The sequence below is a fragment of the Longimycelium tulufanense genome, from assembly GCF_014645795.1.
GTDB classification, from domain to species: Bacteria; Actinomycetota; Actinomycetes; order Mycobacteriales; family Pseudonocardiaceae; genus Longimycelium; species Longimycelium tulufanense.
On sequence record NZ_BMMK01000005.1, the window covers coordinates 204226 to 230378 of the forward strand.

At 70.2% G+C, this 26153-nt stretch carries 22 protein-coding genes; 12 read left to right on the forward strand and 10 right to left on the reverse strand.

Annotation, left to right across the window (positions count from 1 at the left end; genetic code table 11):
* Positions 1-11: 11 nt before the first annotated feature.
* The gene (locus tag IEY55_RS08260; protein WP_189055636.1) at positions 12-1421 is read right to left on the reverse strand and encodes an amino acid permease; all 1410 of its coding nucleotides are present in this window, start codon (positions 1419-1421) and stop codon (positions 12-14) included.
* A 573-nt stretch (positions 1422-1994) separates the two neighbouring features.
* Between IEY55_RS08260 and IEY55_RS08265 the strand changes: the two genes are divergently transcribed.
* Both IEY55_RS08265 and IEY55_RS08270 read left to right on the forward strand, forming a co-directional pair.
* Positions 1995-3446: an amino acid permease gene (locus IEY55_RS08265; RefSeq protein ID WP_229686173.1), complete on the forward strand. Its 1452-nt coding sequence runs from the start codon at positions 1995-1997 to the stop codon at positions 3444-3446.
* Between the two features lie 43 nt (positions 3447-3489).
* Complete coding sequence (locus IEY55_RS08270) at positions 3490-3924, forward strand: VOC family protein (RefSeq protein ID WP_189055638.1); 435 nt, start codon at positions 3490-3492, stop codon at positions 3922-3924.
* 58 nt (positions 3925-3982) lie between these two features.
* Here the strand turns inward: IEY55_RS08270 and IEY55_RS08275 are convergent, their stop codons facing one another.
* From IEY55_RS08275 to IEY55_RS08290, 4 genes are all read right to left on the reverse strand, one after another.
* Positions 3983-5254 carry an MFS transporter gene (locus tag IEY55_RS08275; protein ID WP_189055639.1) on the reverse strand — a complete coding sequence of 424 codons (1272 nt, stop codon included), beginning with the start codon at positions 5252-5254 and terminating at the stop codon, positions 3983-3985.
* Positions 5255-5423: 169 nt separating this feature from the next.
* Complete coding sequence (locus IEY55_RS08280) at positions 5424-6143, reverse strand: M50 family metallopeptidase (protein WP_189055641.1); 720 nt, start codon at positions 6141-6143, stop codon at positions 5424-5426.
* A gap of 199 nt (positions 6144-6342) precedes the next feature.
* The gene (locus IEY55_RS08285) at positions 6343-7938 is read right to left on the reverse strand and encodes an alkaline phosphatase D family protein (protein ID WP_189055643.1); all 1596 of its coding nucleotides are present in this window, start codon (positions 7936-7938) and stop codon (positions 6343-6345) included.
* A gap of 134 nt (positions 7939-8072) precedes the next feature.
* The gene (locus IEY55_RS08290; protein ID WP_229686174.1) at positions 8073-9455 is read right to left on the reverse strand and encodes a family 43 glycosylhydrolase; all 1383 of its coding nucleotides are present in this window, start codon (positions 9453-9455) and stop codon (positions 8073-8075) included.
* A gap of 299 nt (positions 9456-9754) precedes the next feature.
* On the opposite strand from IEY55_RS08290, the gene IEY55_RS08295 reads away from it, so the two are divergent.
* Positions 9755-10732: a sigma-70 family RNA polymerase sigma factor gene (locus IEY55_RS08295; protein ID WP_189055646.1), complete on the forward strand. Its 978-nt coding sequence runs from the start codon at positions 9755-9757 to the stop codon at positions 10730-10732.
* 105 nt (positions 10733-10837) lie between these two features.
* Here IEY55_RS08295 and IEY55_RS08300 read toward each other — a convergent pair whose 3' ends face one another.
* Positions 10838-11863 carry a lysylphosphatidylglycerol synthase domain-containing protein gene (locus tag IEY55_RS08300; protein WP_229686175.1) on the reverse strand — a complete coding sequence of 342 codons (1026 nt, stop codon included), beginning with the start codon at positions 11861-11863 and terminating at the stop codon, positions 10838-10840.
* Between the two features lie 42 nt (positions 11864-11905).
* The gene (locus IEY55_RS08305) at positions 11906-12724 is read right to left on the reverse strand and encodes a PIG-L deacetylase family protein (protein WP_189055650.1); all 819 of its coding nucleotides are present in this window, start codon (positions 12722-12724) and stop codon (positions 11906-11908) included.
* Between the two features lie 59 nt (positions 12725-12783).
* Between IEY55_RS08305 and IEY55_RS08310 the strand changes: the two genes are divergently transcribed.
* Positions 12784-13932, forward strand: coding sequence for a glycosyltransferase family 4 protein (locus tag IEY55_RS08310; RefSeq protein WP_229686176.1), 1149 nt, complete (start codon positions 12784-12786; stop codon positions 13930-13932).
* A 107-nt stretch (positions 13933-14039) separates the two neighbouring features.
* On the opposite strand, the gene IEY55_RS08315 is transcribed toward IEY55_RS08310, so the two are convergent.
* Genes IEY55_RS08315 through IEY55_RS08325 form a run of 3 tightly spaced genes read right to left on the reverse strand, consistent with a single transcriptional unit; the run spans position 14040 to position 16869 of the window.
* Positions 14040-15239 carry a kynureninase/PvdN C-terminal domain-containing protein gene (locus IEY55_RS08315; protein ID WP_189055652.1) on the reverse strand — a complete coding sequence of 400 codons (1200 nt, stop codon included), beginning with the start codon at positions 15237-15239 and terminating at the stop codon, positions 14040-14042.
* Positions 15236-16027 (reverse strand): tryptophan 2,3-dioxygenase, encoded by a 792-nt coding sequence (locus IEY55_RS08320; RefSeq protein ID WP_189055653.1) that lies wholly within the window; start codon positions 16025-16027, stop codon positions 15236-15238. Before IEY55_RS08320 ends, IEY55_RS08315 begins: the two co-directional genes overlap by 4 nt.
* Positions 16024-16869: a PaaX family transcriptional regulator gene (locus IEY55_RS08325; protein ID WP_268239289.1), complete on the reverse strand. Its 846-nt coding sequence runs from the start codon at positions 16867-16869 to the stop codon at positions 16024-16026. The genes IEY55_RS08320 and IEY55_RS08325 overlap by 4 nt, the downstream gene beginning before the upstream one ends.
* Positions 16870-16944: 75 nt before the next feature.
* Here IEY55_RS08325 and IEY55_RS08330 point away from each other — a divergent pair, with 75 nt between their 5' ends.
* The 8 genes from IEY55_RS08330 (at position 16945) to IEY55_RS08365 (ending at position 26017) form a co-directional block, all read left to right on the forward strand.
* Positions 16945-17772, forward strand: coding sequence for an LLM class flavin-dependent oxidoreductase (locus tag IEY55_RS08330; RefSeq protein ID WP_189055655.1), 828 nt, complete (start codon positions 16945-16947; stop codon positions 17770-17772).
* Positions 17769-19964, forward strand: coding sequence for an oxidoreductase (locus IEY55_RS08335; protein ID WP_189055657.1), 2196 nt, complete (start codon positions 17769-17771; stop codon positions 19962-19964). Before IEY55_RS08330 ends, IEY55_RS08335 begins: the two co-directional genes overlap by 4 nt.
* Positions 19961-20734, forward strand: coding sequence for a creatininase family protein (locus IEY55_RS08340; protein ID WP_189055659.1), 774 nt, complete (start codon positions 19961-19963; stop codon positions 20732-20734). Before IEY55_RS08335 ends, IEY55_RS08340 begins: the two co-directional genes overlap by 4 nt.
* Positions 20735-20817: 83 nt before the next feature.
* Positions 20818-22398, forward strand: coding sequence for a benzoate-CoA ligase family protein (locus IEY55_RS08345; protein ID WP_189055661.1), 1581 nt, complete (start codon positions 20818-20820; stop codon positions 22396-22398).
* Positions 22395-23561: an acyl-CoA dehydrogenase family protein gene (locus tag IEY55_RS08350; RefSeq protein ID WP_189055663.1), complete on the forward strand. Its 1167-nt coding sequence runs from the start codon at positions 22395-22397 to the stop codon at positions 23559-23561. Before IEY55_RS08345 ends, IEY55_RS08350 begins: the two co-directional genes overlap by 4 nt.
* Before the next feature lie 40 nt (positions 23562-23601).
* Complete coding sequence (locus IEY55_RS08355; RefSeq protein WP_189055665.1) at positions 23602-24429, forward strand: enoyl-CoA hydratase family protein; 828 nt, start codon at positions 23602-23604, stop codon at positions 24427-24429.
* Positions 24426-24845: a RidA family protein gene (locus tag IEY55_RS08360; protein ID WP_189055667.1), complete on the forward strand. Its 420-nt coding sequence runs from the start codon at positions 24426-24428 to the stop codon at positions 24843-24845. The genes IEY55_RS08355 and IEY55_RS08360 overlap by 4 nt, the downstream gene beginning before the upstream one ends.
* On the forward strand, positions 24842-26017 hold the full coding sequence (locus IEY55_RS08365) for an acyl-CoA dehydrogenase family protein (protein ID WP_189055669.1): 1176 nt from the start codon (positions 24842-24844) through the stop codon (positions 26015-26017). The genes IEY55_RS08360 and IEY55_RS08365 overlap by 4 nt, the downstream gene beginning before the upstream one ends.
* The last annotated feature ends 136 nt before the right edge of the window (positions 26018-26153 follow it).

Sequence of the window (26153 nt, forward strand, 5' to 3'; positions counted from 1 at the left end):
CCGGGCCGAGGTCACCCGTCCCCGGATTCCGCTCGTCCACTTCCCCCGAGGGCGGACGCCGTCCGGGCGCGGCGACCGGCGAGCCAGGCGTAGATCAGCACGCCGACGAACAGCAGCAGGGTTCCCTGGTACACCGCGGCGTACCCGGCGCCAGCGATGAGCCACAGCGAGAAGCCGAAGGAGACCCCGGCGATCACAAGGTCACGCGTCAACCGTGTCACGCGCACACTCCCGCGGTCCCCCGCCGCGAGCCAGCGCAGCTGCGCCGCCGCCGAGAGCAGGTAGGGCACGGCCGCAGTGAAGCTGGTGACCAGGACCAGGCTCTGGAACACCCCGACGGCGCCGGAGGTGTAGTTGAGCACGATGAGCCCGGAGGCCAACAGGACGCTCACGAGCACGCCGAAGCCCGGGACACCTCGGTGCTGCCGGGCGAACGCCGCCGGGAAGAGCCCGTCCCGTGCGGCAGCACCCGATATCTGCCCGCTGACCAGGATCCAACCGTTCAACGCGCCGACAATCGAGATGATCGCGGCCAGCGCCACGCCGATCCCGCCCACGGTGCCGCCGAGCATCGCGTTGACCGCGTCGGCGAACGGCGCGCTCGAGTCCACCAGCTTCCCGTGCGGGACCACACCGAACACGGAGACGACACCGAGCAGGTAGACCAGTGCCGCCGCGAGGGTCCCCAGCACGCTCGCCCGGCGCACGTTGCGTTCCGGCTCCCGAACCTCGCCCGCGCACATCGCCGCCGACTCCACACCCAGGTAGCTGTAGAGCAGCAGCGCGGCCGCCGCGGTCAACGCGCCCAGCCAGCCCTGGCCCGTCGCGTCGAACGGACCGAAGTTCTCCGCCCGCACGAAGAACAGCCCACCCACCGCGACGAGCAGCAGCGGCACGAACTTCAGTACGGTCGAGACGACCTGCACGACGCCCACGTACCGGGTGCCGGCGAAGTTCGCCAGGGCGGGCAGCCACAGGCAGGCCAACGCGACCCCCAGCTCGGCCATCGGGTTGCCGGCCACGGGGACAAGCACGTCGACGTAGCCGACCGCGGCAACGGCCAGGGCGGCGTTGCTGGCCCAGGTCATGGTCCAGTAGGACCACGCGGACAGAAAGCCGGCGAACTCGCCGAAAGCGTCCCGAGGGTAGACGTAGAGGCCGCCGCTGATCGGGGCCCGACCGGCCAGCCGGCCGAAGAGCAGGGCGAGTGCCAGCGCGCCCACGGTGAGCACGCCGAGCGCGAGGATGCTGACGGTGCCGTACGGGGCGACCGCGGCGGGCAGCGTGAAGATGCCGCCGCCGACGATGTTGCCGGTCACCAGGGCGATTGCCGTGGCCAGCCCAAAGCTCCGCGCCCGAGAGGGGCGTCCGGCGCCGGCAGGGCGCTCCGTGTCCACGAGCGTGGCGCCGCCTCGTCGCATCGGTCACTCATCCAGGTCTCGCCGTGCCAGCAAACCGGCGCAGGATATTCGAGAACGTCGCGCGACGGTAAATTCTGTCGCCCTTGAATAGGCCACGGTCGAGGACGGAAAAAATGTCGGAGATATCTGGCGGCCACGGAAGTCTTGTTGCCGACGACCCGGAAGGGTGCCGCCGACCCTTGTCCGACCCCACTCGCGAACGGGCGACGGTGAAGGCGGCCCACCTCCCGGTGACCACAGTCACATTCGATGGATGCACAACGTGTCCACATCCTTTCGAGAAGTGATGACCGAGCCCGGAACATCCCCATCGTGCAGCGCACCTAAACAGCACATGTAGCCTTGCGCAACGTGCCGGTCGGCCTTTTCGGGCCGTGCCGGCACCATTTCCGGTGACCCCGCCCCACACCGGCGTCGGAAAACCGCACCGACCGGCACGGCGCGTCCGGCGACGCGGCGCGGCCGGCCACCGAACCCGTTTCGGCTTCCGCGAACGCCTGGGCGGTGCGACCACCGCGCATGCGTTGGGACGGCCCGAACCGCGCAGCCCGCACCCCGCAAAGGAGACATGCCTTGTCACGCCCCGCGAAGACCCTGCCGGACGAGCGTCCGGAGGCGGCCGGCCCGGCGGGCGAGCAGTCCGGGCTCGACCGCGGCCTGAAGGCTCGCCACGTCACGATGGTGGGGCTCGGCGGGGCACTGGGCGTCGGGCTGTTCCTGGCCTCCGGCAAGCTCATCCGGTCCGCGGGCCCGGGCCTGCTGCTGGCCTACGCGGTGTGCGGGGTACTGGCCTACCTGGTCCTGCGCGCGTTGGGCGAGCTGGTGGTCTACCGGCCGGTCGCCGGCTCCTTCGCCAGCTACGCCCGCGAGTTCCTGGGCCCCTGGGCGGAGTTCGTCACCGGGTGGATTTCCTGGTTCACCTGGGTCGTGGTGGGGATGGCCGAGGTCACCGCGGTGGGCCTGTACGTCCACGTGTGGCTGCCCGCGGTGCCGCAGTGGTTGACCGCGCTCCTCGCCCTCGCCGCGGTGGGCCTGGCCAACATGGTGGCGGTCCGGCTGTTCGGCGAGATCGAGTTCTGGGCGGCCATCGTCAAGGTGGTCACGGTCCTGGCGATCATCGCCACCGCCGTGGCCGTCGCGGTGTTCGGCTTCGGCGCCGAGCACTCCTCCGGCATGACCAACCTGTGGGACCAGGGCGGGTTCCTCCCGCAGGGCCTGCTCCCGGTGTTCCTCGCCCTCCCGCTGGCCTACGCGTCCTTCAACGGCATCGAGCTGGTGGGGTTGACCGCCGGGGAGGCCGAGCGCCCACAGGAGGTGCTGCCCTCGGTGATCCGCAACGTGCTGTGGCGGATCGTGCTGTTCAACATCGGTGCCCTCGCCGCGTTGATGGTGCTCGTCCCCTGGCACCGGGTGTCGGGCTCCTCCAGCCCGTTCGTGCAGGCGTTCGACCAGCTCGGTGTGCCGGCGGCCGCCGACATCGTGAACTTCGTGGTGCTCACCGCCGCGCTGTCGGTGTGCAACAGCGGCGTCTTCGGCACCGGACGGTTGCTGATGACCCTGGCCCACGACGGGCACGCGCCCCGCTGGCTCGGTGCCACCAACCGGCGCGGGGTCCCGGCCCGCGCGATCGCCGTCTCGCTCGCGGTGATGTTGCTGTCCGTCATCATCAACTACGTCGCGCCCAGCGAGGCGTTCCTCTACGTCTACTCGGTGTCGGTGTTCGGCGGGCTGCTGGCCTGGACGGTCATCATCGCCACGCACCTGCGGTACCGCGCCGCGGTGGCGGTCGGACGGGTGCCGGCGGTGTCCTTCCGCATGCCGGGCGGGCCGTGGCTCGGCCGGGTGTTGCTGGCGCTGCTGGGGCTGATCGCCGTGCTCTTCGCGGCGCACGAGGAGACCAGGGTCGCGTTGGTCGTCGGCCCGGCCTGGGTCGCCGCGCTGTCCGTCGCCTACCTGGTGGTCCGCCGGCGCAGGGCCGGCCCCACGCCCGACGGGGACCCCGCGGAGGGGCACCCCGGGGTGTGACGCGTACCGAGCGCGACCGGCCGTTCTGCCTCATCCTGGGCAGATGACCGCGTCGAAGCCGCTGCTGGGGCAGGTGGCCCTGGTCGTCGAGGACATGGCTCGCTCCGTAGCCTTCTACCGCCGGCTGGGGCTGTGCTTCGACGGGCCACCCGGGTGGCTCGACCACCACGTGGAGGCGACGCTGCCCAACGGGATCCGCCTCACCCTCGACAGCACCACCCTGGTGCACTACTACGACGCCGGCTGGTGCGGCGCGAGGCGTGGCGGCCCCGTCTTCCTGATCTTCGACGTGCCCGACCGGGACGCCGTTGACGCCCACTACGCGGAGCTGACCGCCGCGGGGGCCGTCAGCCACCAGCCACCCGTCGACGCCTTCTGGGGCTCCCGGTACGCGGTCGTCGACGATCCCGACGGCAACCACGTGGGGCTGAAGAGCCCGGAGGACCCCACCTACCAGAGCGCTCCGCCCGCTCTCTAGCGCGTCCCGTTTCCCGCGCATCCCGCCCACGTTCCGCGGACGTGAGCGTTGCGGCGGTTCAGTCCAGCTCGCGACCCCGGGTTTCGGGTAGGCCCAGTAATGCCAGCACGGCGATGCCATAGCCGAACGCGCCGAACAGCATCGCCCCGCCCACTCCCCAACTGCCGGCAAGGAAGCCGACCGTGGTCGGGAAGAAGGCCCCGAGGGCACGTCCGAAGTTGTAGGTGAACCCCTGGCCGGTCCCGCGCAGTGCGGCGGGGTACAGCTCCGCCAGGAAGGAACCGAACCCGCTGAAGATCGCCGAGGAGCAGAAACCCAGCGGGAAGCCCAGGACGAGGACGAGACCGTCCGCCCCGGCCGGAATGGAGGTGTAGGCAACGATCAGGCCGCCGGACAGCACCGAGAAGAGCAGGAACGTCCGCTTCCGCCCCAACAGGTCCGTGAGGTACCCACCCGTCACGTAACCGAGGAACGCACCCGAGATCAGGAACGCCAGGTAACCTCCGGTACCGACCACGGTCAGTCCCCGTTCGGTCTTCAGGTAGGTCGGAATCCAGGTGGCCAGGGTGTAGTACCCGCCCTGCACCCCGGTCGCGAGCAGCGCGGCGAAGAAGGTCGTCCTGCCCAGCCCGGACCCGAAGATCCGGGTGAAGGACCCCCGGTGCTCGCTGCGTTCGCGGTGCTCGTTGGCACGCGGCGCATCGACCACCTTCCTGCGTACGTACAGGACGAGCAACGCTGGCAGTGCCCCGGTCCAGAACAGCACGCGCCACGCGAAATCGGGGTCGACCAGGGCGAAGACGAGCGTGTACACCAGGACCGACAACGCCCATCCCGCGGCCCACGCACTCTGCACGAACGCCACCGCGCGACCCCGGTAGCGGGGCCGCGCGTACTCCGCCACCAGGATCGCGCCGGCGGCCCACTCCCCGCCGAAGCCCAACCCCTGGAAGGCGCGGAACACCAGCAACATCGGATAGTTCGTGGCGAAGCCGCACAGCACGGTGAACACCGCGTAGGTGATCACCGTGAGGAGCAACGTACGCACCCGGCCGATCCGGTCGGCCAGCACGCCGGCCAGGGCGCCACCGACCGCCGACACCACGAGGGTGACTGTGGTCAGCAGGCCGGCCTGGCCCTGGGAGAGCCCGAAGTACGCGGCGATGGCCACCAGGCCGAGCGGAAGGACCTGGAAGTCGTAGGAGTCCAGTCCGTAGCCGCCGAACGCGCCGACGAAGGCGGACCGGCCACGGCGTCCCAGGGTGCGCCACCACGCGAACGGACGGGTGTCCTCACCGGCGTCGGTCGGGTGCGTCGAGGTTGTGCTCATCCGGGGCAACCTAACCTGCGCCCATCACGACATCACCCACCGGAAGGCGGTAGATCCGCAGACGGTGAGCGAGCGCACATGTGCGATCAACGCCGCAAACCGGCAAATAGTCCCGAAAAGTCCGTTCATGCCGGGAAAGACCGATTTTTGGCCTGGAGCAGCCTTCGCCTCACGTGGCAAAGCTGGTGAACAGCATCAGCCGACCGCCGAGCAGGATCGCGCCGACGCAGACCGCGCCGAACACCAGCACCCACGCCGCCGCCGGGACGCCGGTCAGGCGGGCCAACAGGTCGGCGTCGGACTGCGGCGCCAACCCGCGTCGACGCCGGCGGCGCAGCTCCAGCACGGTTCGGGTGCCGCCGAGGAGCAGGAACCAGGCGAACGCATGCCCGAAGGCGGCCTGCACCTGCGCGGTGGCGAACCAGGACACGGCGAACACGATCGCGCCGGTTGCCAGGACCGAGACCACGCCGAAGAAGTTGCGCACGACGACGAGCACCGCGAGCAGCAACGCGATGCTCAGCCACAGCAGGAGCCGGAGCTGGCCGGCCGCGATCAGGCCGGCCGCACCGGCCCCGAGCAGCGGGGGCGTGAGGTAGCCGGCGAGTGTGGTGGCCACCATGCCCGGCCCGGTCGGCCGGCCCGCGGACAGGGTGAGCCCGGAGGTGTCGGAGTGCAGCCGGATCCCGTGCAGCTTGCGGCCGGTCAGCAGGGCGACCACGGCGTGCCCCGCCTCGTGCGCGATCGTGATCGCATTGCGGGTCACCGACCACAACCCGCGGTTCGCCACGGCGACCAGCGCGACGATCCCGGCGCCGGCGGCAACCGCCGGGTCCGGGTCACCGAACACGTCCAGCACGCTCGTCCACAGCTCGCCGAGGGTCGTCATCCAGATCTGCTCCCGATCCGCCTCGTGCTCCCAGGCCGCGGTCCAACCTAGACGAGCAGCGGGAGCACGAGGCGGAGGACTCAGCAAACGCGCCGCGCAACCGGTAACCGACCATGGCCGCGCGGAACGTGATCGGCCGACTTCGGTGCGCACACCGACAGCTCCGAGCTGCCCGGCTCTCCGCACCGAACCGGGTCGTTCACACCCTCGACCCGACCCGGACCGTCGTGTCCCCACTGGCGATCCGGGCCACCGCCGCCTGCCACACCGTGGCGTCAACCCGTGTCCGGTCGCTCACGTAGTGCCAGGAGAACTCTATTCCCTCCGGCCGCACGTCCAGCAGGGAATAGCCGTGGGAGACGAGTTCGGAGTGCTGGAAGTGCGGGTTCTTGGCCACCAGGGCGCGCTGCGCGAGCCGCGCGAGCCGACGCGACCGCAGCAGGTCCGCGCCGCTCTCCGCGGTCACCGACGGGCAGATCAGCTCGGTCGCCGGTACCGGGGTGTTCGGATAGTCGCCGTACTCCAGCGGGACCTGCGCGGCCCAGGAGGTGTGGATGTCGCCGGTAAGGAACGAGACGTTCCGCAGCCGGTGCCCGTAGACGTGGGACAGCAACCGGTCCCGGTCGCCCGGGTACCCGTCCCACTGGTCGCGGTTGACCGAGCTCCCCTGCGGCGGGATCGGAAGGATCCGGGACAGCGCCGCGGTCACCACGTAGGGCAGTTGTGGCGCGATCAACGGGGATATCATGTCCGGGTTGCCAACCAGTCGCCATACCGCGTCGGTTTCCGTCAGCCCCTGGATGAGCCAGCCGAGCTGCTCGTCGCCGGTGATGGTGCGCCCGGCGGGCTTGCCCTCCTCGGTCAGTGTCGGCTGTTTGGTCCGATAGGATCGTAGGTCTAACATGGACAGATCAACGAGTCGGCCGAAGGTGAGCTTGCGGTACAGCGGGGCGCTCCACAGGTCGCGCACGGGCATCCACTCCGCGTACGCCTGCCGTGCCGCGGCCACCCGCGCCGGGAACGCCCCGGTGGGGGTTTCCTTGCTCCCACCCGACCACGCGTCGTCCGCGATCTCGTGGTCGTCCCAGGTGACCACGAACGGCACAGCGGCGTGGAGCCGTTGCAAATCGGGGTCACGCTTGTACTGGGCATGGCGCATCCGATAGTCGGACAGGCTGTAGATGGCGTGGGCGGGCTCGTGGAGACGCTTGATGCGCGGCCCGGGGCCGTAGTCCCCGCTGCCGTACTCATACAGGTAGTCACCGAGATGCACCACCGCGTGGAGCTCGTCGGCACGGGAGGCCAGATCCCGGTACGCGGAGAAGTATCCCCCCTCCAGGTTGGCGCAACTGACAACGCCGAAACAGACCCGTTCCTGGGCGAAGTCGGTGGGCGGGGCCGTACGGGTCCGGCCCACGGCAGATCTGGTGCCGTCGAAGGAAAACCGGTACCAGTAGTAGGTATCGGGTCGAAGTCCCTCGACCTCGACCTTGACGGTGTGGTCCCAGTCCGCACCGGTTCGCCGTTCACCGCGCGCGACGACCCGACGGAATCCGGGATCCTCCGCGATGTCCCATCCGACGGACACGGCCGGACCCAGCCCGCTGCCGGGCACCGCGTCGGGCATGGGCGTCACCCGGGTCCACAGCACGACGCCGTCGGGCGACGGATCGCCGGAGGCGACGCCGTGCAGGAAGAAGGATCCGGCCGCGCCGGCCCGTTGCGGCGTCAGCGCCCCCACCGACAGGGCGGCAACCGTCGCGCCCGACAGCCGCAGGAACGTCCGTCTGTCCACATCACCCTCCGAGAAGTGCTTCCCCTGTGGCGAAGGGAGCTTCCTCGGCGGTGACGGGGTGCCACCACGGCCGAAAGTTGATCTTGGATCGGCCGAAAGTCTTTTTTTTCCGGCTTATCAGGCAGTTCAGTCCGTCATGCGATGTCGACCGCGTCGAGCCGGACCGTGCCGCGTGCCTTGCCCAGGCGGACCACGTTCCACCCTTCGCGCAGCTCGATCCCGACCTCCGCGCTCTGCCAGGTTTCCCGCCCGGTGTAGGGATACTCGACCTGACCGACCCGGACGTGGTTGACCTCCAGCGCGTGCGAAGCCGCGGCGGGGCCGCTGCCGTCCCGCGAGGAGTGGCCGAACCACACCGTCATGATGTGCGGGCCGGAGCTGGCGGCGAAGACCGCGAACTGGACAGCGCTGTCGGGATGCTCCATCGGCCCGACCGCGCGGCCCGCACTGGCATCCCGGGCCACCCGCACCGGGGCATGGACCCGGAAGGCGTCCTCGGCCTCGTACCGGGTCGTGCTCCCGCGCACGATCGGTGTACTTCCGTTCGCCCAGCCCAGGTCGGCGCGGTACATCATCCGGTAACGGAACTCCGGGTCCCAGCCGTGGAACACGATGTGATCCCGACCGTCGGGCCCGACGACCACGTCCTGCCCGCCCGGCCCGCGCACGGCACCACGCAGGCTGTCCGAGGTCAACAACGGCTTCGACGCCTTCCGGTAGGGGCCGGTCAGGTTGTCGGCGACGGCGTACCCGACCTTGTAACCGGTGCCGCTGAAGTAGTTGGCCGAGTAGAACAACACGTAACGCCCGCCCCGCTTGACCAGGGTCGGGGCCTCGACGACCGGCCCCTCCCAGTCCCGGTCCTGCCTGATGAGCGGAATCGGCCGGCCCAACACCCGGGTGCCGTCCCACGTCACACGTTGCAGGTACAGCCAGGTGTCCTTGCCGCAGCAGTTGCCGTCGTTCTTCCAGAGCAGGTACCGGTGTCCGCCCTCGACGAAGGTCGCGGGGTCGATGGCCCCGCCCAGTTCGGCGGGGCAGACGACGGGACGGGAGCCGGCCGGGGTGAACGGCCCCCACGGGGTCCGGGCACGGGCGGCGCCGATGCACTGCTTGTCGGTGGCCCGGTCATGGGCGGTGTAGAGCATCGTGTACCCGTGACCGTTGTCGAACACCTCCGGCGCCCAGATGCCGAAGTCCCCCGCCTCCGGCCGGAACCGCCAGCGCGGGTCCGCCCAGTCCCCGATGTGGGGCAGGGGGTCGCGGTCGGCCACCTTCCACCTCATCAGGTCCTGGGAGGTCGCCAGCCAGATGTGCCGGTTGCCGGCGTTGGTGGAGTAGACGAAGTAGGTGCCGTCGACCTCGAGTACGTCCGGGTCGGCGAAGTCATGGTTCAGCACCGGCCGCACCACGGTGTCGGCGAGGGCCGGCGGGCCAACGAGTCCGGGCACGAGCACTCCGAGAACGAGGACCAGTAAGCCGATCCTGGACGGTCGGTGGGCACGGCGCAGAGGCATCATCGCCTCCTCGGTCAGCTCAGGGCGTCACGCCCGCCGCACGGTGGAACGACCGACGCCACGCTCCAGACTTGTGTAACCCCGCCCGCTCCGGTGCGCAATCGAGCGGTTACGAACCGAAGCTATCGGGCACGGCGCCGGGCCGCGCCCGCACGGCGGCGGTTTCGGGGTTGCTCCGCATGGCGGTCGCCGTCATTCGCCCTCGGATGTCACCTACTCAGTGGTGTGAGTACGGACGGTAATGGGAACCCTGGGCTCAGAAGCACCACAACTCCACCTGGTCGCTGGAGCGACACCCGATGACCACAACGCTCAACGCGACACCGCGCCCCGTTGCCGAGCCGCGGGAGCCACACGACGACGCCGATCTCACCGGTCAGTACCTCGCGCAGGTCGGGGAGACGCCGCTGCTCACCGCGGCGGAGGAGGTCGCGTTGGCCAAGCGCATCGAGGCCGGTGTCTATGCGGCCCGGTTGCTGGCCGAGGCCGACCGGGGTGAGCGGGCGGTGTCCGCCGACCACCGCCGGGAGCTGGCCGCCCTGGCCCGGGAGGGGTGGTGCGCCAAGGACCACATGATCCGGGCGAACCTGCGCCTGGTGATCTCGGTGGCCAAGAAGTACCTGCGCCGCGGGCTGCCCTTCCTCGACCTCATCCAGGAGGGCAACCTCGGCCTGATCCGGGCGGTGGAGAAGTTCGACTACCAGCGGGGCTTCAAGTTCTCCACCTACGCGGTGTGGTGGATCCGGCAGGCGATCGAGCGGGCACTGGCCGACAAGACCCGCACCATCCGGCTCCCCGTCCACGTGGTCGAGGACGTGCACCGGCTCGGCCGGCTGGAACGTCGGCTCCTGGCGCAGCTCGGCCGCGAGCCGACCGTGGCCGAGCTGGCCGCCGAGGCCGACCTGTCCCCGGAACGGGTCGAGGAGCTGCGCCGGGTGGCCCGGGACGCGGTCAGCTTCGACACCCCGGTCGGGGAGGACGGCGAGACCCGGGTGGCCGACCTGATCGAGGACCGCGAGGTGCTGCAGGCCCACGACGTGGTCGAGTACCGGGCGCTCGCCGCGGAGCTGCGGGCGGTGGTGGGCAGCCTGCCGCCGCGCGAGGCGTTGATCATCACGTTGCGGTTCGGCCTGCACGACGGCCGGCAGCGGACGCTGCAGGAGGTCGCCGAGCGGCTCGGCCTGACCCGGGAGCGCATCCGTCAGCTGGAGAAGCACGCCCTCGCCCAGCTCAAGGAGCCGGAACGGCGCGAGCCACTGCTGTCCTGGGCCAGCTGAGGCGCACGCCCGCGACGTGGTCGCGGGGACCAGGAACCCGGAGTGCCTGCCCACCGCGCATCCGGTACGGGCGCCGTCGACGGGTGGGGCCGGGCGCCGAGCAGCTCAGGAGGCGGCTTCCACCTTCTGGGGGACGGAATGTGGCCGGGCCGGCGCAACACGCCACCGGCGCACCGACACCCACGCGAGCCAACCCAGGCCACCCAACGGGATCTCGATGGCGTAGGTGAAGAACGCGAACAACAGCACCGCGGCCGCCACCGGGGCCGCCGGGCAGCCCAACGCGACCAGCAGGGCGACCGTGCCGTTCTCGCTCACCCCGACCCCGCTCGGGGTGACCACGGCGGTGGTCAGCAGGCGTCCCAGCGCGAAGGCCGCGACCATCTCTCCGAACCCGACGTGCGCACCGGTGGCGGAAAGGCAGGCGGCGAACAACACGCCCTGCAGCCCCAGGTAGGCGACCATGCCGATGGTCATCTTCCGCCAGCCGCGCCGCACGATGTCGACGGTGCCGGCCCGCAGGCTCCGCAACGCCTCGCCGGCCCGTCCCGGCCGGGGACGCCACCGCCCGGGCAGCACCCGGACCACCGCGTCCACCGCCCGGCCGATCGCCGGGGCGGCTCCGCCCCAGGCCAGCACGGCCACCGTGAGGGCCAGCACCGCCGCCAGGCTGACCGCGGCGACCTCGGCCGCCACCGTCATGCGCTCGTCGGGCACCCGCCCGGCGGCCACCAGCGCGAGCAGCCCCAGCGCGGGCAACGCCATCCGGGCCAGCGTGTTCCACACCCCGGTGACCAGGGTCGACACCGCCACCGCCCGGCGGGCGTGCCCCCAGCTCCCGGCCATGGCGAAGGTCAGCGCCACCCCGGCCGCGCCGCCGAAGGGCAGCACGTTGCTGACCGCGCTACCGGTCGCGTTGAGGGTGAGGGCCTGGGCGTTGGTCAGGCCGGGCAGCGAGCCGGTGAGGACGTAGGTGTAGGCCCACAGGCCGGCCAGCCACAACACGACCAGCCAGAGCACGGTCGGCGCGTCCAGCGCGCCGAACTGCGTGCCGATCGCCCCCCAGTCGACGCCAGCCACCTTCGGCAGGGCCACGGCGATGAGGACCGCCCCGATGACCAGTGAGGCCACCGCCCCCGCGATCCTGACCCCTCGCGATCGCACGTTCCCGACTCAGCTCCCTCGCAGCGCGGCCAGCGGGTCCCCCAGCGGCCGGCCGGGCGTCATGCCCTGTTGTACGAACCATTCGGTCCCCAGTGTCCACCGAAAAAGTGGCCCGGGCAGGCGAAGCAACGCCGCGAGGGTACGCGCGGACTCACCGCCGGTGGTCTGGGTCACGTGCGCGGCCATACTCTTACGCTTGGCGGCGGTGTAGGGGCGCACGTTCACCCGGTGCGTGATGGCCTCACGTGGTGCGTAGGCGTTCTCGAACTTGTGCACGTCGAACTCGGGGGGGAAGGGGTACACCTTGGTCGCCAGGCGAAGGGCACGAAGGAGCAGCGTACGGTCCACTGTGGCCTCGAGAACGACCGGTGTGCCGGCGAGCCGGGCCGCCAACGAGCCGACGCGGTGCACCTGGACGTGGTCGGGATGCCCGTACCCGCCGGCCGGGTCGTACACGGTCAGCAGATCCGCGTCCTCCGCACGCAGCAGCCCCGCCAATCGTCCCGCAGCATCGGCCACGTCGACCCGGACGAACGGGACAAGTCCGTCGCCGGTCGGCGTATCGCCGTCCAGTCCCGAATCGCCGTAACCGAGGAACTCCACGCGGGCACAGCCGAGGGCGCGCGCGGAGGCCAACGCCTCGGAGCGGCGGACCTCACCGAGCGGCCGTCCGCCGGTCGACTCGGGCGCGGTCAGCCCCTGCCCGCCCTCGGTCGCGACGACGAGCACGACCCGGTGGCCCTCGGCCGCCAGCCGCGCCATGGTGCCGGCGGTGAGCAACGCCTCATCGTCGGGATGGGCGTGAAAGAAGACGCACGTGTATCCCACGGATGGAAGAGTGCCAGGTGGCGCCCGGCAAGCGCCGCATGTCGACAGGGGGAGTCGCAGTGATCGTTCATGTGACCGACTGTTTCCACCCACGGCTGGGTGGAATCGAGGTGCAGGTCGGGGAGCTGGCGAAGGCGCAGATCGCAGCGGGCGAGCAGGTGCAGGTGGTTACGGCCACACCGGACGATGGCACCCGCCCCAGTGATCTTGGTTACCCGGTGCACCGGGTTGTCGCGCCACTGCCCTGGGAGCTTCCCCTGCATCCTCGTGCTGGCCGGCACCTCGCGGAACTCTTCCGTGCACTGCGTCCGGATGTCGTCCACGTGCATGTAGGCGCGGTCTCACCCTTCGCGTGGTCGGCGGTCCGGTGCGCGCTGCGGCACCGGCTTCCCACCGTGGTGTCGGTGCACAGCATGTGGGACCCGGTGACCCGAGGCATCTACCGCACCTTCGAGGGGCTGACGCGGTGGAGCGGGGCGCGGATGGTGGTCGCCGCCGTCAGCTCGGCGGCCGCCCAGCTGGTACACCAGGCAGCGCCTCGAGCGCGGGTTACCGTGGTCCCCAACGGAATCACCCCGGATGACTGGCGGACCACGGCGCGTGAGCGGGATGGCGCGGTGCACGTGGTCGCGGTGGGGCGGCTCGCTCCCCGCAAGCAACCGATGACCTTGCTGGAGGTGTTACGAGCCGCGCACGCCCGCCTGGGCGGGCGGGTGCCGCTACGGGCCACCATCGCCGGATCCGGTCCAGCCACCGGGATGATGGAGCGCTATCTGGGTCGGCACGGGATGACAGGGTGGGTACGGCGGGCCGGTCGGCTCGGCCGGGACGGCGTGCGTGCCCTGCTCTCCACTGCGGACGTCTTCGTCAACCCCACCGTGCGTGAGTCGTTCGGAATCGCGGCGTTGGAGGCTCGCACTGCGGGTGTTCCGGTGGTGGCGCGTGCGGGTACCGGGGTCGCCGACTTCGTTTGCCACGAGAGGGAAGGGCTGCTGTGTCTCAATCCCAACGAGATGGTGAATGCGATTGTCCGGCTCGCCGCTGAGCCCGAGTTGCGCATGCGGATCGCAAGCCACAACCGCTCGACGCCACCGGAGCACTGCACCTGGCCCGCGGTGACCGAGGCATTCCGGCGTTGTTACGCACAAGCGACAATGCTGGCAAACCAGCCTCTGGACATCCCACGGAGTACGCAGCAGAACATCTGACACGGGCGGGGACCCGCACACCCGTCGCGGGCCACGAGCCCCGCCACCCACACTGCCCGATCTCCGGTCACTGCCGTCATGTCCCCGAGCCATCGAATCGCCAGCCGTCAGGAGAGGTTTCGAAGCACCTCGTCCAGGACGGCGATGGAGTTCTCCAACTGGTTGTCGGACAGGTAGGGGGCTGGGCCGAAGCGGAGGTACTGCCCACGGCTGTCGGTGTGCACCCCCCGACTCGCCAGCGCTTCCTGGATACGGGTGGCGTGCGGGGTACGCAGCGCCAGGAAACCCCCGAACGCCGACCGGGGTGTGTCGCGGTCGCGGGTGATCAGCTCGTCCGGGGCACCGAGGTCGTCGAAGTACCGCGCCAGCAATCCCGTCTGGTGCTGGTAGACCCGCTGCAGGAAGGAGGGCGTGAGCTTCTGCCGCTCGAAGAAGTCCAGCACCCGAGCTGCCCGGTAGTGGCTCGTCGGGTCGTAGGTGGCACCTGCGAAGCGGATGGCTCCCGGCCCGTAGGCCACGTGTTCCGGCTCCTCGCCCCCGGTCAGTGCCGAGAACTCGGCGAACCAACCGGTCACGACCGGACGGAGGGTCTCCGAGTGCGGAGGTAGCCGCAGGAAGCAGTTGCCCTCCCCCAGCTGGAGATACTTGTAGCCGCCGCCGACCAGCCACGCGTTGCCGAGCCCACTCTCCTTGACCAACAGCGGAACCGGACCCAACGCGTGATAGGCATCGACGAGCAACTCGGCCTCCCTGGCCTGACAGGTATCGGCGAGGTCACCGAGATGCGGGACGATCCGGGACGTTTCGAAGAGGACGGCCGACACCAGGACCGCGCTGGTTCGGCCGTCCACCGCGGCGGCGAGGCGCTCGGCGAGTGATTCCGCGGGATCGGCGGCCACCCGTACGACGTCCACCCCCTCCTCGCCCAGACGGGCGAGCTGACGCCGTAGCGTGTGAAACTCGCCGTCCGTGGTGACCAGGCGTGGCCGAGCGCGGAGATCGAGCGCCGACAGCAGGCGGACCACCAACTCGTGGGTGTTGGTGCCGAGGGCGATCTCGCCTCCGGGGTCGTCCAGGAGCCGCCGGTACCCCTCCCGCACCCGCTCCGCCCTGGCGAATGCCCGGTCCCATTTGCCGTCGACCGCCGCGGCCGCGTCGTCGAACGCCTCGGTCTGACCGACCAGCGCCACATCGGGCCACGCCTGGTGGGAGTGCCCCGTCAGCAGCAGCCGGTCCGCCACGCCGAACCGGGAGTAGTGCGGTGCCAACGCGTTCGGGGTGCGACGCAGACCTTCCAGTGTGGTCACATCTCGCTCCTGATCGCCCAGAGATCGGGGAAGACCGGGGAGAAGAGGGTGGTGCGGAGATAGCTCGCTCCCGAGGATCCACCCGTCCCCGGCTTGCCGCCGATGGTCCGCTCGACCATCTTCACGTGCCGATACCGCCACTCCTGGAGTCCTTCGTCGATGTCGACCAGGCGCTCGGAAACCTGGGCCGGCTCACCATCATCGCGGTACACGTTGAGGAGTACGTCCTGCACATGGACAGCCGGCTCCAGCGGCTGCCGTACGTCACGTTCCAGCTGCTCGGCCGGGACCGGGTAACCGTTGAGCGACAGGTAGCGGAGGTAGGAGTCGAACAGCGCGGGGCGGGACATCGCCTCGGCGATCCGCTGCCGTGACTGGCTTCCCTCCGGATAGTGTTCGGCCACCCACCGGTCACGGCGACCCAGGACCGCCTCGATCTCCCGGAACTGCGCCGACTGGAAGCCGCTGGATGCCTCCAGTCGCGACCGGAAACCGACGAACTGGCGCGGGGTCATCGTCTCCAGCACGTCGATCTGGGCCACCACGACCTTGAGGATCGCGCGGATCCGCTGCAACGTGTGCAGGACGTGCGGCGTGTCGCCCTGTTCCAGTCTTCGCTGCAGGTGTCGCAGCTCGTGGAGCAACTGCTTGAACCACAGCTCGTACACCTGGTGGATGACGATGAACAACATCTCGTCGTGCTCGTCGGAGCGGGGGCGCTGCGCGTTGAGGACCTCGTCGAGCGCCAGGTAGGAACTGTAGGTGAGAGCGGCGGAGCGGTTCGTCATGGTGAGGTCACCTCGTCGAAGTGGCGCTGCGCGGCCACCGCGAGCGCCGGGTAGAGCTCGTGGAACAACCGCACCGCAGCCGCTCGGTCGGCCGGGACGGGCGCAATGTGTCCGGGCAGTTCCGGGTCCAGGAACGCGAATCTGCGGAAGTCGTGCACAAGACGCGTCCGCAGCACGAACGCCTCCCGGTCGGTCAGGCTTTCCCGGGTCGCCGGGTCGGTGTACCGGTCGAACTCGGCGACGAAGCGACCGTACCGGGCGGCGAGCCCCTCGAGGTCCCACACCCGTGCCGCGAACGCGGCGAAGTCCGTGCCGGCGCCCGGGCGGCCGAGCAGCAGGCCGGCGTGCGCCGCCACGTCCAGCTCGGCGAGCAACGCACGGACCTCCCGCTCCCGGTCGTGCGGCGCGATCCAGGTGCCGTCCTGCACCTGGCCGAAGCCGAGGAACCGCAACCGGGTCACCAGCCGGGACCTGGCCAGCCGCCGGTCCTCCGGAATGGCGTGCCACAGCACCGTCCACTGTGGATCCCGACGTGGTGCCCGGCCGAGCGAGAAGATCCGCCGGTCTCCCTCGCGCAGGACGGTCCGGGTGCGCGGGGTGAGCGTGTAGTGGACCAGGCGTCCCTCGCGGACGCGGGTGAGCAGGTCCCGGCGCACCATCCGGGCGAGTGCGACCCGGGCGGCGGCCGCGGAGAAACCGAACTCGGCGAGCAACGTGACCAGACCGCCCGACCAGACACCCCGGCCACGGTGGTCCGGACCGACGTGGGCGCCGAGCACCGACATCACCAGATCCTGCGGGCGGGCCGCGGACCACGTCCCGTCCGGCGCGCTTGCGGCCACATCGGTGATTGTTGGTTGACACCCGACCCCAGTCAAGCGTAAACCGTGGTGCTGCGGCCGGCTGGAGGTGGTCGGGTGAGGGTCGGTATCGGGCTCCCCAACACGACGCCGGGTGCGGACGGCGCCCTGCTGCTGGAGTGGGCGCGCCGGGCGGACGGCGGGCCATTCAGCACGGTGGCCGTCCTCGACCGGCTGGTCTACGACAGCTTCGAGCCCTTCACGACGCTGGCCGCGGTCGCCGCGGTCACCTCCCGGGTCCGGCTGGCGACCATGATCGCGATCGGGCCGCTGCGCGGGACCGCCCTGCTGGCCAAACAGGCCGCCTCGGTGGCGGCGGTCGCCGGCGCCCGGCTCACGGTGGGTTTGGGCGTCGGGGCACGGCGCGAGGACTACGCGGTGGCCGGGGTCGACCACCGGGGGCGGGGTACCCGCCTGTCCGAGCAGCTGGCCTACCTGCGCGGCGCGGGGGAGCGACAATTCGGTCCGCCCACCGAGGGGATCGAGCTGCTCGTGGGTGGTGCCAGCGGCCAGGCCCTCACCAGGATGGCGCGGTACGCCGACGGTTACGCGCACGGCGGTGGCCCGCCCCGCGCGTTCGCCTCGGCCGCCGTCCGGGCCCGGGCGGCCTGGAGCGACCTGGGCCGGCCGGGTCGGCCGGCGCTGTGGGGGCAGGGCTACTTCGCGTTGGGCGACCCCGAGCGCGGCTCGGCCTACCTGCGCGACTACTACGCCTTCACCGGCCCGTTCGCCGAGCGGGTGGCGGCCGGCAACCTTACCGGTGGCCGGGCCGTCCGCGACTTCGTCCGCGGGTACGCCGCCGCCGGTTGCGACGAGCTGATCCTGTTTCCCACCGTCTCGGACGTCGCCGAGGTGGACCGGCTGGCCGAGGTGTTGTCCCCGTGAAGGTCACCGTCCTCGGCGCCGGCCCGGCCGGGCTCTACCTCGGGATCCTGCTCAAGAAGGCGGATCCGCGACACGAGGTGACCATCCTGGAACGCAACGCGCCCGACGCGACCTTCGGCTGGGGTGTCGTCTTCTCCGAGGAGACCCTGGGGGCATTACGCGACGCAGATCCGCAGAGCTATCTCGCCATCACCGACACGTTCGCCCGCTGGGACACGGTCGACATCCGGTACCAGGGGCGGTTGCTCCGCTCGCGCGGACACGCGTTCTCCGCGATCTCGCGCAAGCTTCTGCTCGCGATCCTGCAGGACCGGTGCCGGGAACTCGGCGTCGCGCTCCGGTTCGGGGTCACCCTGGACGACCCCGCTTCCCTGGCCCGCGAGGCCGACCTGCTGGTCGGAGCCGACGGGGTGCACAGCGTCGTCCGGCGCGCCCATGCGGATGTCCTCGTCACCTCGGTCGAGCCACAGGGGTGCAAGTACGTCTGGTTCGGCACCGACCTCCTGCTCGACGCGTTCACGTTCATCTTCCGCCAGACCGAGCACGGTCTCTTCCAGGTGCACTCCTACCCGTTCGACGAGCGCACCAGCACGTTCATCGTTGAATGCCCGGAACACACCTGGCGGCGTGCCGGGCTGGACCGGATGAACACGCAGGAGAGCATTGCCTTCTGCGAGAAGCTCTTCGCCGACGATCTGGCCGGACACCGCCTGCTGTCGAACCGCTCGTGCTGGACCGACTTCCTCCTGGTCCGCAACCAGACCTGGCACCACCGCAACACCGTCCTGCTCGGCGATGCCGCACACACCGCGCATTTCTCGGTCGGCTCCGGAACCAAGCTCGCGATGGAGGACGCGATCGCGTTGACCAACGCGCTCATCCGTGAGCCCGACCCCGAAGCAGCGCTGGTCGGCTACGAGTTGGAGCGTCAACCCGCCGTCGAGCGGTTCCAGCGCGCCGCCGCGGACAGCGCCGGCTACTTCGCCCGGGTCGAACATCACGTCGACCTGGAGCCGGTCCAGTTCGCTTTTCACCTGTTGACCCGCAGCGGCCGGGTCAGCCACGCCAACCTCGCCGTGCGGGACCCGGACTTCGTACGGGTGCTCGACTCGTGGTTCGCCGGCAAGGCGACCGGGCGGCGGGCCGCGCTTGCGCCGGCTCCCCTGTTCGCTCCCCTCCACATCGGGGAAGCGAGGCTGCCGAACCGGATTGCGCGCACGGTTGACCTCGAAGACATGGATTCGGAAGGGAAGCTGGGTGCCGACGCCGAGCAGGAAATCGCCGCGGCGACCCGAAGCGGCGCGGGCTTGCTCCTGACCGGGCTCGTCGCTGTATCGCTCGACGGTCGCACCTCGCCGGCATGCCCAACCTTGCACGACGACACGCAGATCGACCGGTGGCGCTCGGTGGTGGACACCGTGCACCGGGGGGGTGCTCTCGTCGGGATACGGCTCGGCCACGCCGGCCGACGAGGCGCGACGCGGCCACGGGCCCAAGGCGTAGACATCCCGTTGTCCTCGGGTAAATGGCCGCTGGTGTCGGCTTCCGCGATGCCCTACGCCCCGTTCTGTGCCCGGCCCAAGGCCGCGGATCCGGCGGACATGGCGGCGCTCCGGGTGGCCTTCACCGCGGCCGCCTCGCGTGCCCGTGCGGCCGGTTTCGACCTTCTCGAACTGGACATGGCCCAGGGATACCTGCTCGCCAGCTTCCTGTCCCCGCTGACGAACCGGCGGACCGACGGTTACGGCGGTGCGCTGGAACGCAGGCTGCGGTTCCCCCTCGAGGTGTTGCACGACGTGCGGGTGGTCTGGCCGCGGGACCGGCTCCTCTCGGTGCGGCTGACCATCGCCGACTGGTCCCTCCGTGGACTGTCGGCCGACGAAGGGATCGTGGCGGCGCGGGCGGTTGCCGCCGCCGGCGCCGATCTCGTCCACGTCGACGCCGGTCAGTCGGTTGCCGAGGACCGGCCGGAGTACGGGCGGGGGTTCCACACCGTGCTTTCCGCGCGGGTCCGCAGCGAGGCTCGCGTCCCCACCCTCGTCGGCGGACACCTGACGACGCTCGACGAGGTGAACACCCTCGTGGCGGCGGGGCGCGCCGACCTGTGCCTGCTGGACCTCGCCGAGAGCGAGCTGGAACAGCAGATCGGGGAGGCCGAGGGAGCCCGGCCACGCCGGAAGGTACCCCGATGACCGAGACCTACTTCGCGCAGCTGCGCTCGCCCCAGGTGGGCGAGTTGCTCCGCGGCCGTCGCAAGCCCGTTCTCCTGCTTCCCGTCGGGGTTGTCGAACCCCACGGCCCGCACGCGCCACTGGCCACGGACCAGATCATCTCGGAGGGGATGTGCGCGCGTGCGGTGCGGCGGCTCGCCAACGACCCGGATCTTCGCGCGTTGATCCTGCCGCCGTTGCCCTATGGGGTCACCCGTTACAGCACCGCTTTCCCGGGTTTCATCCATGTCGGCGAGGAAACCCTGCACAACCTCGTCACCCAGGTCTGTAATTCCCTGCTGAGCCAGGGGTTTCGTCTTCTCGTCATTGTCAACAACCACTTCGAGCCCGAACATGTGCAGACGCTGCGGCGCGCGATGACGACGTTGCGCGACGGGCACGGCGTCGAGGTGGGCTACCTGGATCTCGTTCGCCGGCGGTACGTGGAGCGCCTGCCGGAGGAGTTCCGCTCCGGTTCGTGTCATGCCGGTCGTTACGAGACCTCACTCGTGCTGGCGGAAAGCCCGGAGCTGGTCGATCAGGAGCGCATGCGAAGGCTGCCACCGCTTCCCGTGAACATCCCGTCGGGTGTCGCGACGGGGCGAACCGACTTCCTGGCGCTCGGGATGACCGAGGCCTACTGCGGCGCGCCGGCGGAGGCGACCAGCGAGGAAGGCGAGCGCGTCTTCGCGGTGCTGACCGACATGCTCGTCGAGCTGATCCGCGACCTGGCGGCGGGGAGGCACTCGTGAGCGGTACTCCCCCATCCCCTCCAGCAGGGCTGCCGACCGTTGGGTGTCCCGGGTGGCACCGGACCTGAACAGGGGGTCGAGCAATGGTGTTGCGCGTCGAGCACATCCCGGAGCGGTTCAACGTCACGACCTGGTTCCTCGACCGCAACCTGGACATCGGGCGGGGCGCTCGGACGGCCCTGGTTGGCGAGAGCGGGCACACGACCTACGCGGAGCTGGCGGCCCTGACCAACCGCGTGGGTAACGTCCTGCGGGAATGTGGCGTACAACCGGGGAACCGCGTGCTCCTCGCACTCAGCGACGGTGTCGAGTTCGTCGCAACCTGGCTCGCCACGCTGAAGATCGGTGCGGTGACCGCCGAGGTCTACACCTATCTCCCCGCCCGGGACTATACCTACTATCTCGGCTACACCGAGGCCACCGTGGTGGTGGTGGACGAGGTGACGCTGGATCGCGTTCGCGATGCGATGGCGCAGAGCAGCGTCAGGCCACACCTTCTCGTCCTCGGTGACGTCGAGCTACGGCCGGGCGAGCATCACTTCGACACGCTTGTCAGCCAGGCCGACGACGTGCTGGACGCCACGCCCACCAGCCGGGATGACATGGCGATCTGGAAATTCACCACCGGGAGCACGGGAGCGCCGAAGGCGTGTGTCCATCCCATGAGCAGTCCCCGCCTGAACTTCGAGTGGTACGGGCGTGGTGTGCTCGGACTGAACGAGGACGACCTGGTCCTCCCGGTGCCGAAGCTGTTCTTCGGTTACCCGAGGGATCTCGCGGCGCTGTATCCCTTCGCCGTGGGTGGCGCGGGCATCGTGTTCCCGCAACGGACGACGCCGGACCGGGTTTTCGAACTGGTGCACCGGCACCGTCCCACCATTTTGGTCAACGTGCCCACCATGATGAGCGCAATGGTCAACCACCCCGCGGCGGCGGACCAGGATCTGGCCTGCCTGCGCCTGTGCACCTCCGCCGGGGAGGCGTTACCGGCCGAGCTCCACCGCCGGTGGACCCGGACGTTCGGGGTCGGGATCGTCGACGGAATCGGTTCCTCGGAGGCGTACCACATCTACATTTCCCATCGCCCGGGCCGGTCCCGCGTGGGAAGCCTGGGTCAGCTGGTTCCCGGCTACCGGGCCCGGATCGTCGACGGGGAGGGCAACCCGGTGCCGGACGGGCAGGTCGGTGTGCTGGAGCTCAGCGGCGCCACGGTGGCCCGCGGCTACTGGGGAGATGCGGAGCGGACCGCCCGGACCTTCTCCGCGGACACGGTCCGCACGGGCGACTTGTTCTCGCGCGACCGGGAGGGCTTCTTCCGCTACCACGGGCGCGCCGACGACCTACTGAAGGTGGGCGGCGTCTGGGTGGCGCCCAGCGAGGTCGAGCACTGCCTCCTCGATCATCCCGACGTTGTGGACTGCGCGGTGGTCGGGCGCCAGGTCGAGGGGCTGACCAGCACGCACGCATACGTGGTCCTGCGCGATGGCGCGACCGCATCCACCGCGCTGGCCGCCGGGCTCCAGGCTTTCGTCCGGTCCCGACTGTCCCCGCACAAGTACCCACGCGCGGTGTCCTTCGTCGGCGAGCTTCCCAGGACGGCCGCTGGCAAGCTCGACCGCCGCGCCCTGCGCGAGAGGGACACCGAAGGCTCGGAGGCACCATGAGCACCTTGCCGACCAGTGACCTCCTCGAGGTCGACCAGCTTCTCGGCGATGCGGAGCGGTTGCTCGCCGAGACGATCCGCCGGTTCGTGACGGACCAGGTGCTTCCGGAGATCAGCTCCTGGTACGAGGCCGGGGTGTTCCCGCGGGAGCTCGTCCCCCGGCTCGGTGAGCTGGGGCTGCTCGGGATGCACCTGGACGGCTACGGCTGTGCCGGCGCCAACGCACTGGCCTACGGGGTCGCGTGCCGGGAGCTGGAGGCCGCCGACAGCGGGCTGCGCAGCTTCGTGTCCGTGCAGGGGTCGCTGGCGATGTTCCCGATCTGGCGATACGGCTCGGCGGGGCAGAAGCAGCGGTGGCTGCCCGGGATGGCGAAGGGCGAGTTGGTCGGGTGTTTCGGGCTCACCGAGTCGGATGCGGGTAGCGACCCGGCGAGCATGCGCACCGCCGCGCGCCGGCAGGGCAGTGACTGGGTTCTCAACGGGGCGAAGACCTGGATCACCAACGGCGGGCTGGCCGACGTGGCCGTCGTCTGGGCACGGACCGAGGAGGGCGTCCGGGGGTTTCTGGTGCCGCGCGGTACACCGGGTTTTCGGACCTACGACATTCACCGCAAGCACTCGATGCGAGCCTCGGTGACCTCCGAGCTCGTCTTCGAGGATGTGCGGCTTCCCCGGGACGCCGTGTTACCGGACGTGATCGGGATGCGGGGTCCGTTGTCGTGTCTCACCGAGGCGAGGTACGGCATCGTGTGGGGTGCCGTGGGGGCAGCTCGAACATGCTTCGAGACAGCGGTCTCCTATGCCCGGACACGAACCCAGTTCGGCCGACCGATCGCCGGCTTCCAGCTCACCCAACGCAAGCTCGTCGAGATGTGCCTCGAACTCAACAAGGCGGCGTTGCTCGCTCACCGGCTCGGTTGCCTGAAGGATGCGGGACGGTTGACGCCGGAGCAGGTGAGCTTGGGGAAGCTGAACAACGTCCGGGAGGCACTGGCGATCGCGCGTGAGGCACGGACGATCCTGGGGGCCAACGGAATCAGCTCGGAGTACCCAGTGATGCGCCATGCCAGCAACCTGGAGTCGGTGCTCACCTACGAAGGCACCAGTGAGGTGCACACATTGTTGCTGGGCCATGCCATCACGGGCGAGAAGGCATTCTCATGAGTGGTCGGATCGTCGTCACCACCGGAGGGGGAACCCAGGCTTGAGCCCGTTTCGCGCATCTGCCGCCCACACCGAACGGTGGGAACATTTCGACTTCCGGGTTACCGAGGGAGTAGCCACGGTGACCTTCACCCGGCCCGACAAGCTCAACGCGCTGACCTTCGACATCTACGCCGATCTCCGTGACCTGCTGGCCGAGCTGCCGCAGCGCGGGGACACGAGGGTGCTCGTGCTGCGGGGGCAGGGCCGCGGGTTCTGCTCCGGCGGGGACGTCGAGGAGATCATCGGCGCGCTGCAACGGACGGAGTCCGCCGCGCTCCTGGAGTTCACGCGCATGACCGGGGCGGTGACCACAGCGCTCCGGCAGTGCCCGATCCCGGTCGTGGCCTCGGTCAACGGCGTCGCCGCCGGAGCCGGCTCGGTACTCGCTTTGGCCAGTGACTTCCGGTTGCTGGCGCGTTCGGCATCGTTTGCCTTCCTGTTCACCAAGGTGGGGTTGGCCGGTGCCGACATGGGTTCCGCCTACCTGCTGCCCCGCCTGGTCGGGTTGGGCCGGGCCACCGAACTGCTCGTGCTCGGCGACCGGATCGACGCCGAACGGGCCTTGGCGATCGGGCTGGCCACCGACGTCGTCGACGACAACGCCCTGCCCGACGCGACCGAGTCGCTGGCGCGCCGACTGGCGGACGGTCCCGCATTCGCCTACGCCACCACGAAATCACTGCTGACGCGCGAGCTGGACATGGACCTGGGAAGTGCGATCGAGCTGGAGGCGATGACCCAGGCCCTGCTGATGACGAGCCGGGACCACGGTGAGTTCTACGCCGCCTGGAGAGAAGGCAGGCAACCGCGGTGGAGGGGACGATGAGCAACCCGCATCGCATTGTCACCGCTCCCGAGCTGGCCCAGCCGGTCGGGTTCGCCCATGCCGTTGTCACCTCACCGGGCAGGACGGTGTACCTGGGCGGGCACACCGCGCAGGGGCAGGACGGGGCTGTCCGAGGGAAGTCGATGGCCGAGCAGTTCGAGGTGGCCGCCGGCAATGTGGTGTCCGCGCTGGCGGCGGCCGGCGCGCGTCCCGAGCACCTGGTCTCCCTCACCATCTACGTCACCGACATGGCCGAGTATCGAACGTCGTTGAACGAGCTCGGACCGATCTACCGTCGTCACTTCGGTCGCCACTACCCCGCCATCGCCTTGCTCGGGGTGCAAGCGCTCCTCGATCCGGTAGCCAAGGTCGAACTGCTCGGGGTTGCCGTCGTTCCCGAGAGTGAGCCAACATGAGCGACACCCATCTCTTTCTCGGAAACGACCGGTGGGAGACGCTGGTCCGGGCCGAAGCACTCGCGCGTGACGTGCTGGCCCCGGTTGCGGCCGCGGGCGAGCAGGGCAGGGTGAACCGGTCACTTCTCGAGGCACTCGCCCAGCACGGGCTGTTGGGTCAGGTCTTCCGGCAGCGCACCGATGGTGGGGTCGCTTCCCGGGTCAGCGCGGTGGACCTGTGTCTGCTCCGCGAAGGCTTGGCACGGTTCTGCACCGAGGCCGAGACCGCGCTTGCCCTGCAGGGGCTGGGCGGATACCCGATCCTGCTGGGCGGAAAGCCGGACGTGGTCCGGGAATGGCTACCCCGGATTGCCGGTGGTCGGGTGGCGGCCGCATTCGCGGTCACCGAACCGGAAGCGGGATCCGACGCCACCGCGCTGACGCTCGATGCGGTGCCGGTTCCCGGCGGATTTCGGCTCAACGGCGAGAAGACATTCATCTCGAACGCACCCGAGGCCGGGATCTACTCGGTTTTCGCGCGCACCGGGGCGGGAAAGGGCGGTCGGGGCATCACCGCGTTTGCCGTTCCGGGGGACAGCGCCGGCCTGGGTGGCAGCCCTCTTCGGCTGATCGCCCCGCATCCCATCGGGCGGCTGGGGTTCCACGACGTCTTCGTTCCGGACAGTCACGTTCTCGGCGACGTCGACCACGGATGGGACGTGGCCCGGCGGACCCTGACCCTGTTCCGGCCGAGTGTGGGCGCGTTCGCGGTGGGGATGGGGCAGGCCGCACTCGACGCCGCGGTGGGCCACACCGCCCGGCGATCCGCCTTCGGCCGCCCGCTCCGTGGCTTCCAGGGCGTCTCGCACCAGCTCGCCGAGGTGGCCACGCGGCTCCAGGGGGCGCGCCTGCTGGTGTACGACGCCGCGGTCGCCCATGACGGCGGCGAGCCGGGTGTGGCTCGCCGGGCCGCCATGGCGAAGCTGTTCGCCACCGAGACCGCGCAGGTGGCGGTGGACGTGGCCATCCAGGTGCACGGTGCCCGTGCCCTGGAGGAGGACCATGTACTGGCCCACCTCTACCGCGAGGTCCGGGCGCCCCGCATCTACGAGGGCGCGTCGGAGATCCAGCGGGACATCATCGCCGGAGCGCTGTTCCGCGGCGCCGACGCCCGGCTCGACCCGTCGTCATGAGCCGAATGGGCGCATCGGCGTCGCCGCCCATGACCGGGTGCCAGCCGGTGGCTAGGTGTTCTGTCCTGTGAGGTTGGGGATGCGGTGGGCGGGTGGGCCGCCGATCGCGGTGTGGTGGCGGTGATGGTTGTAGGTG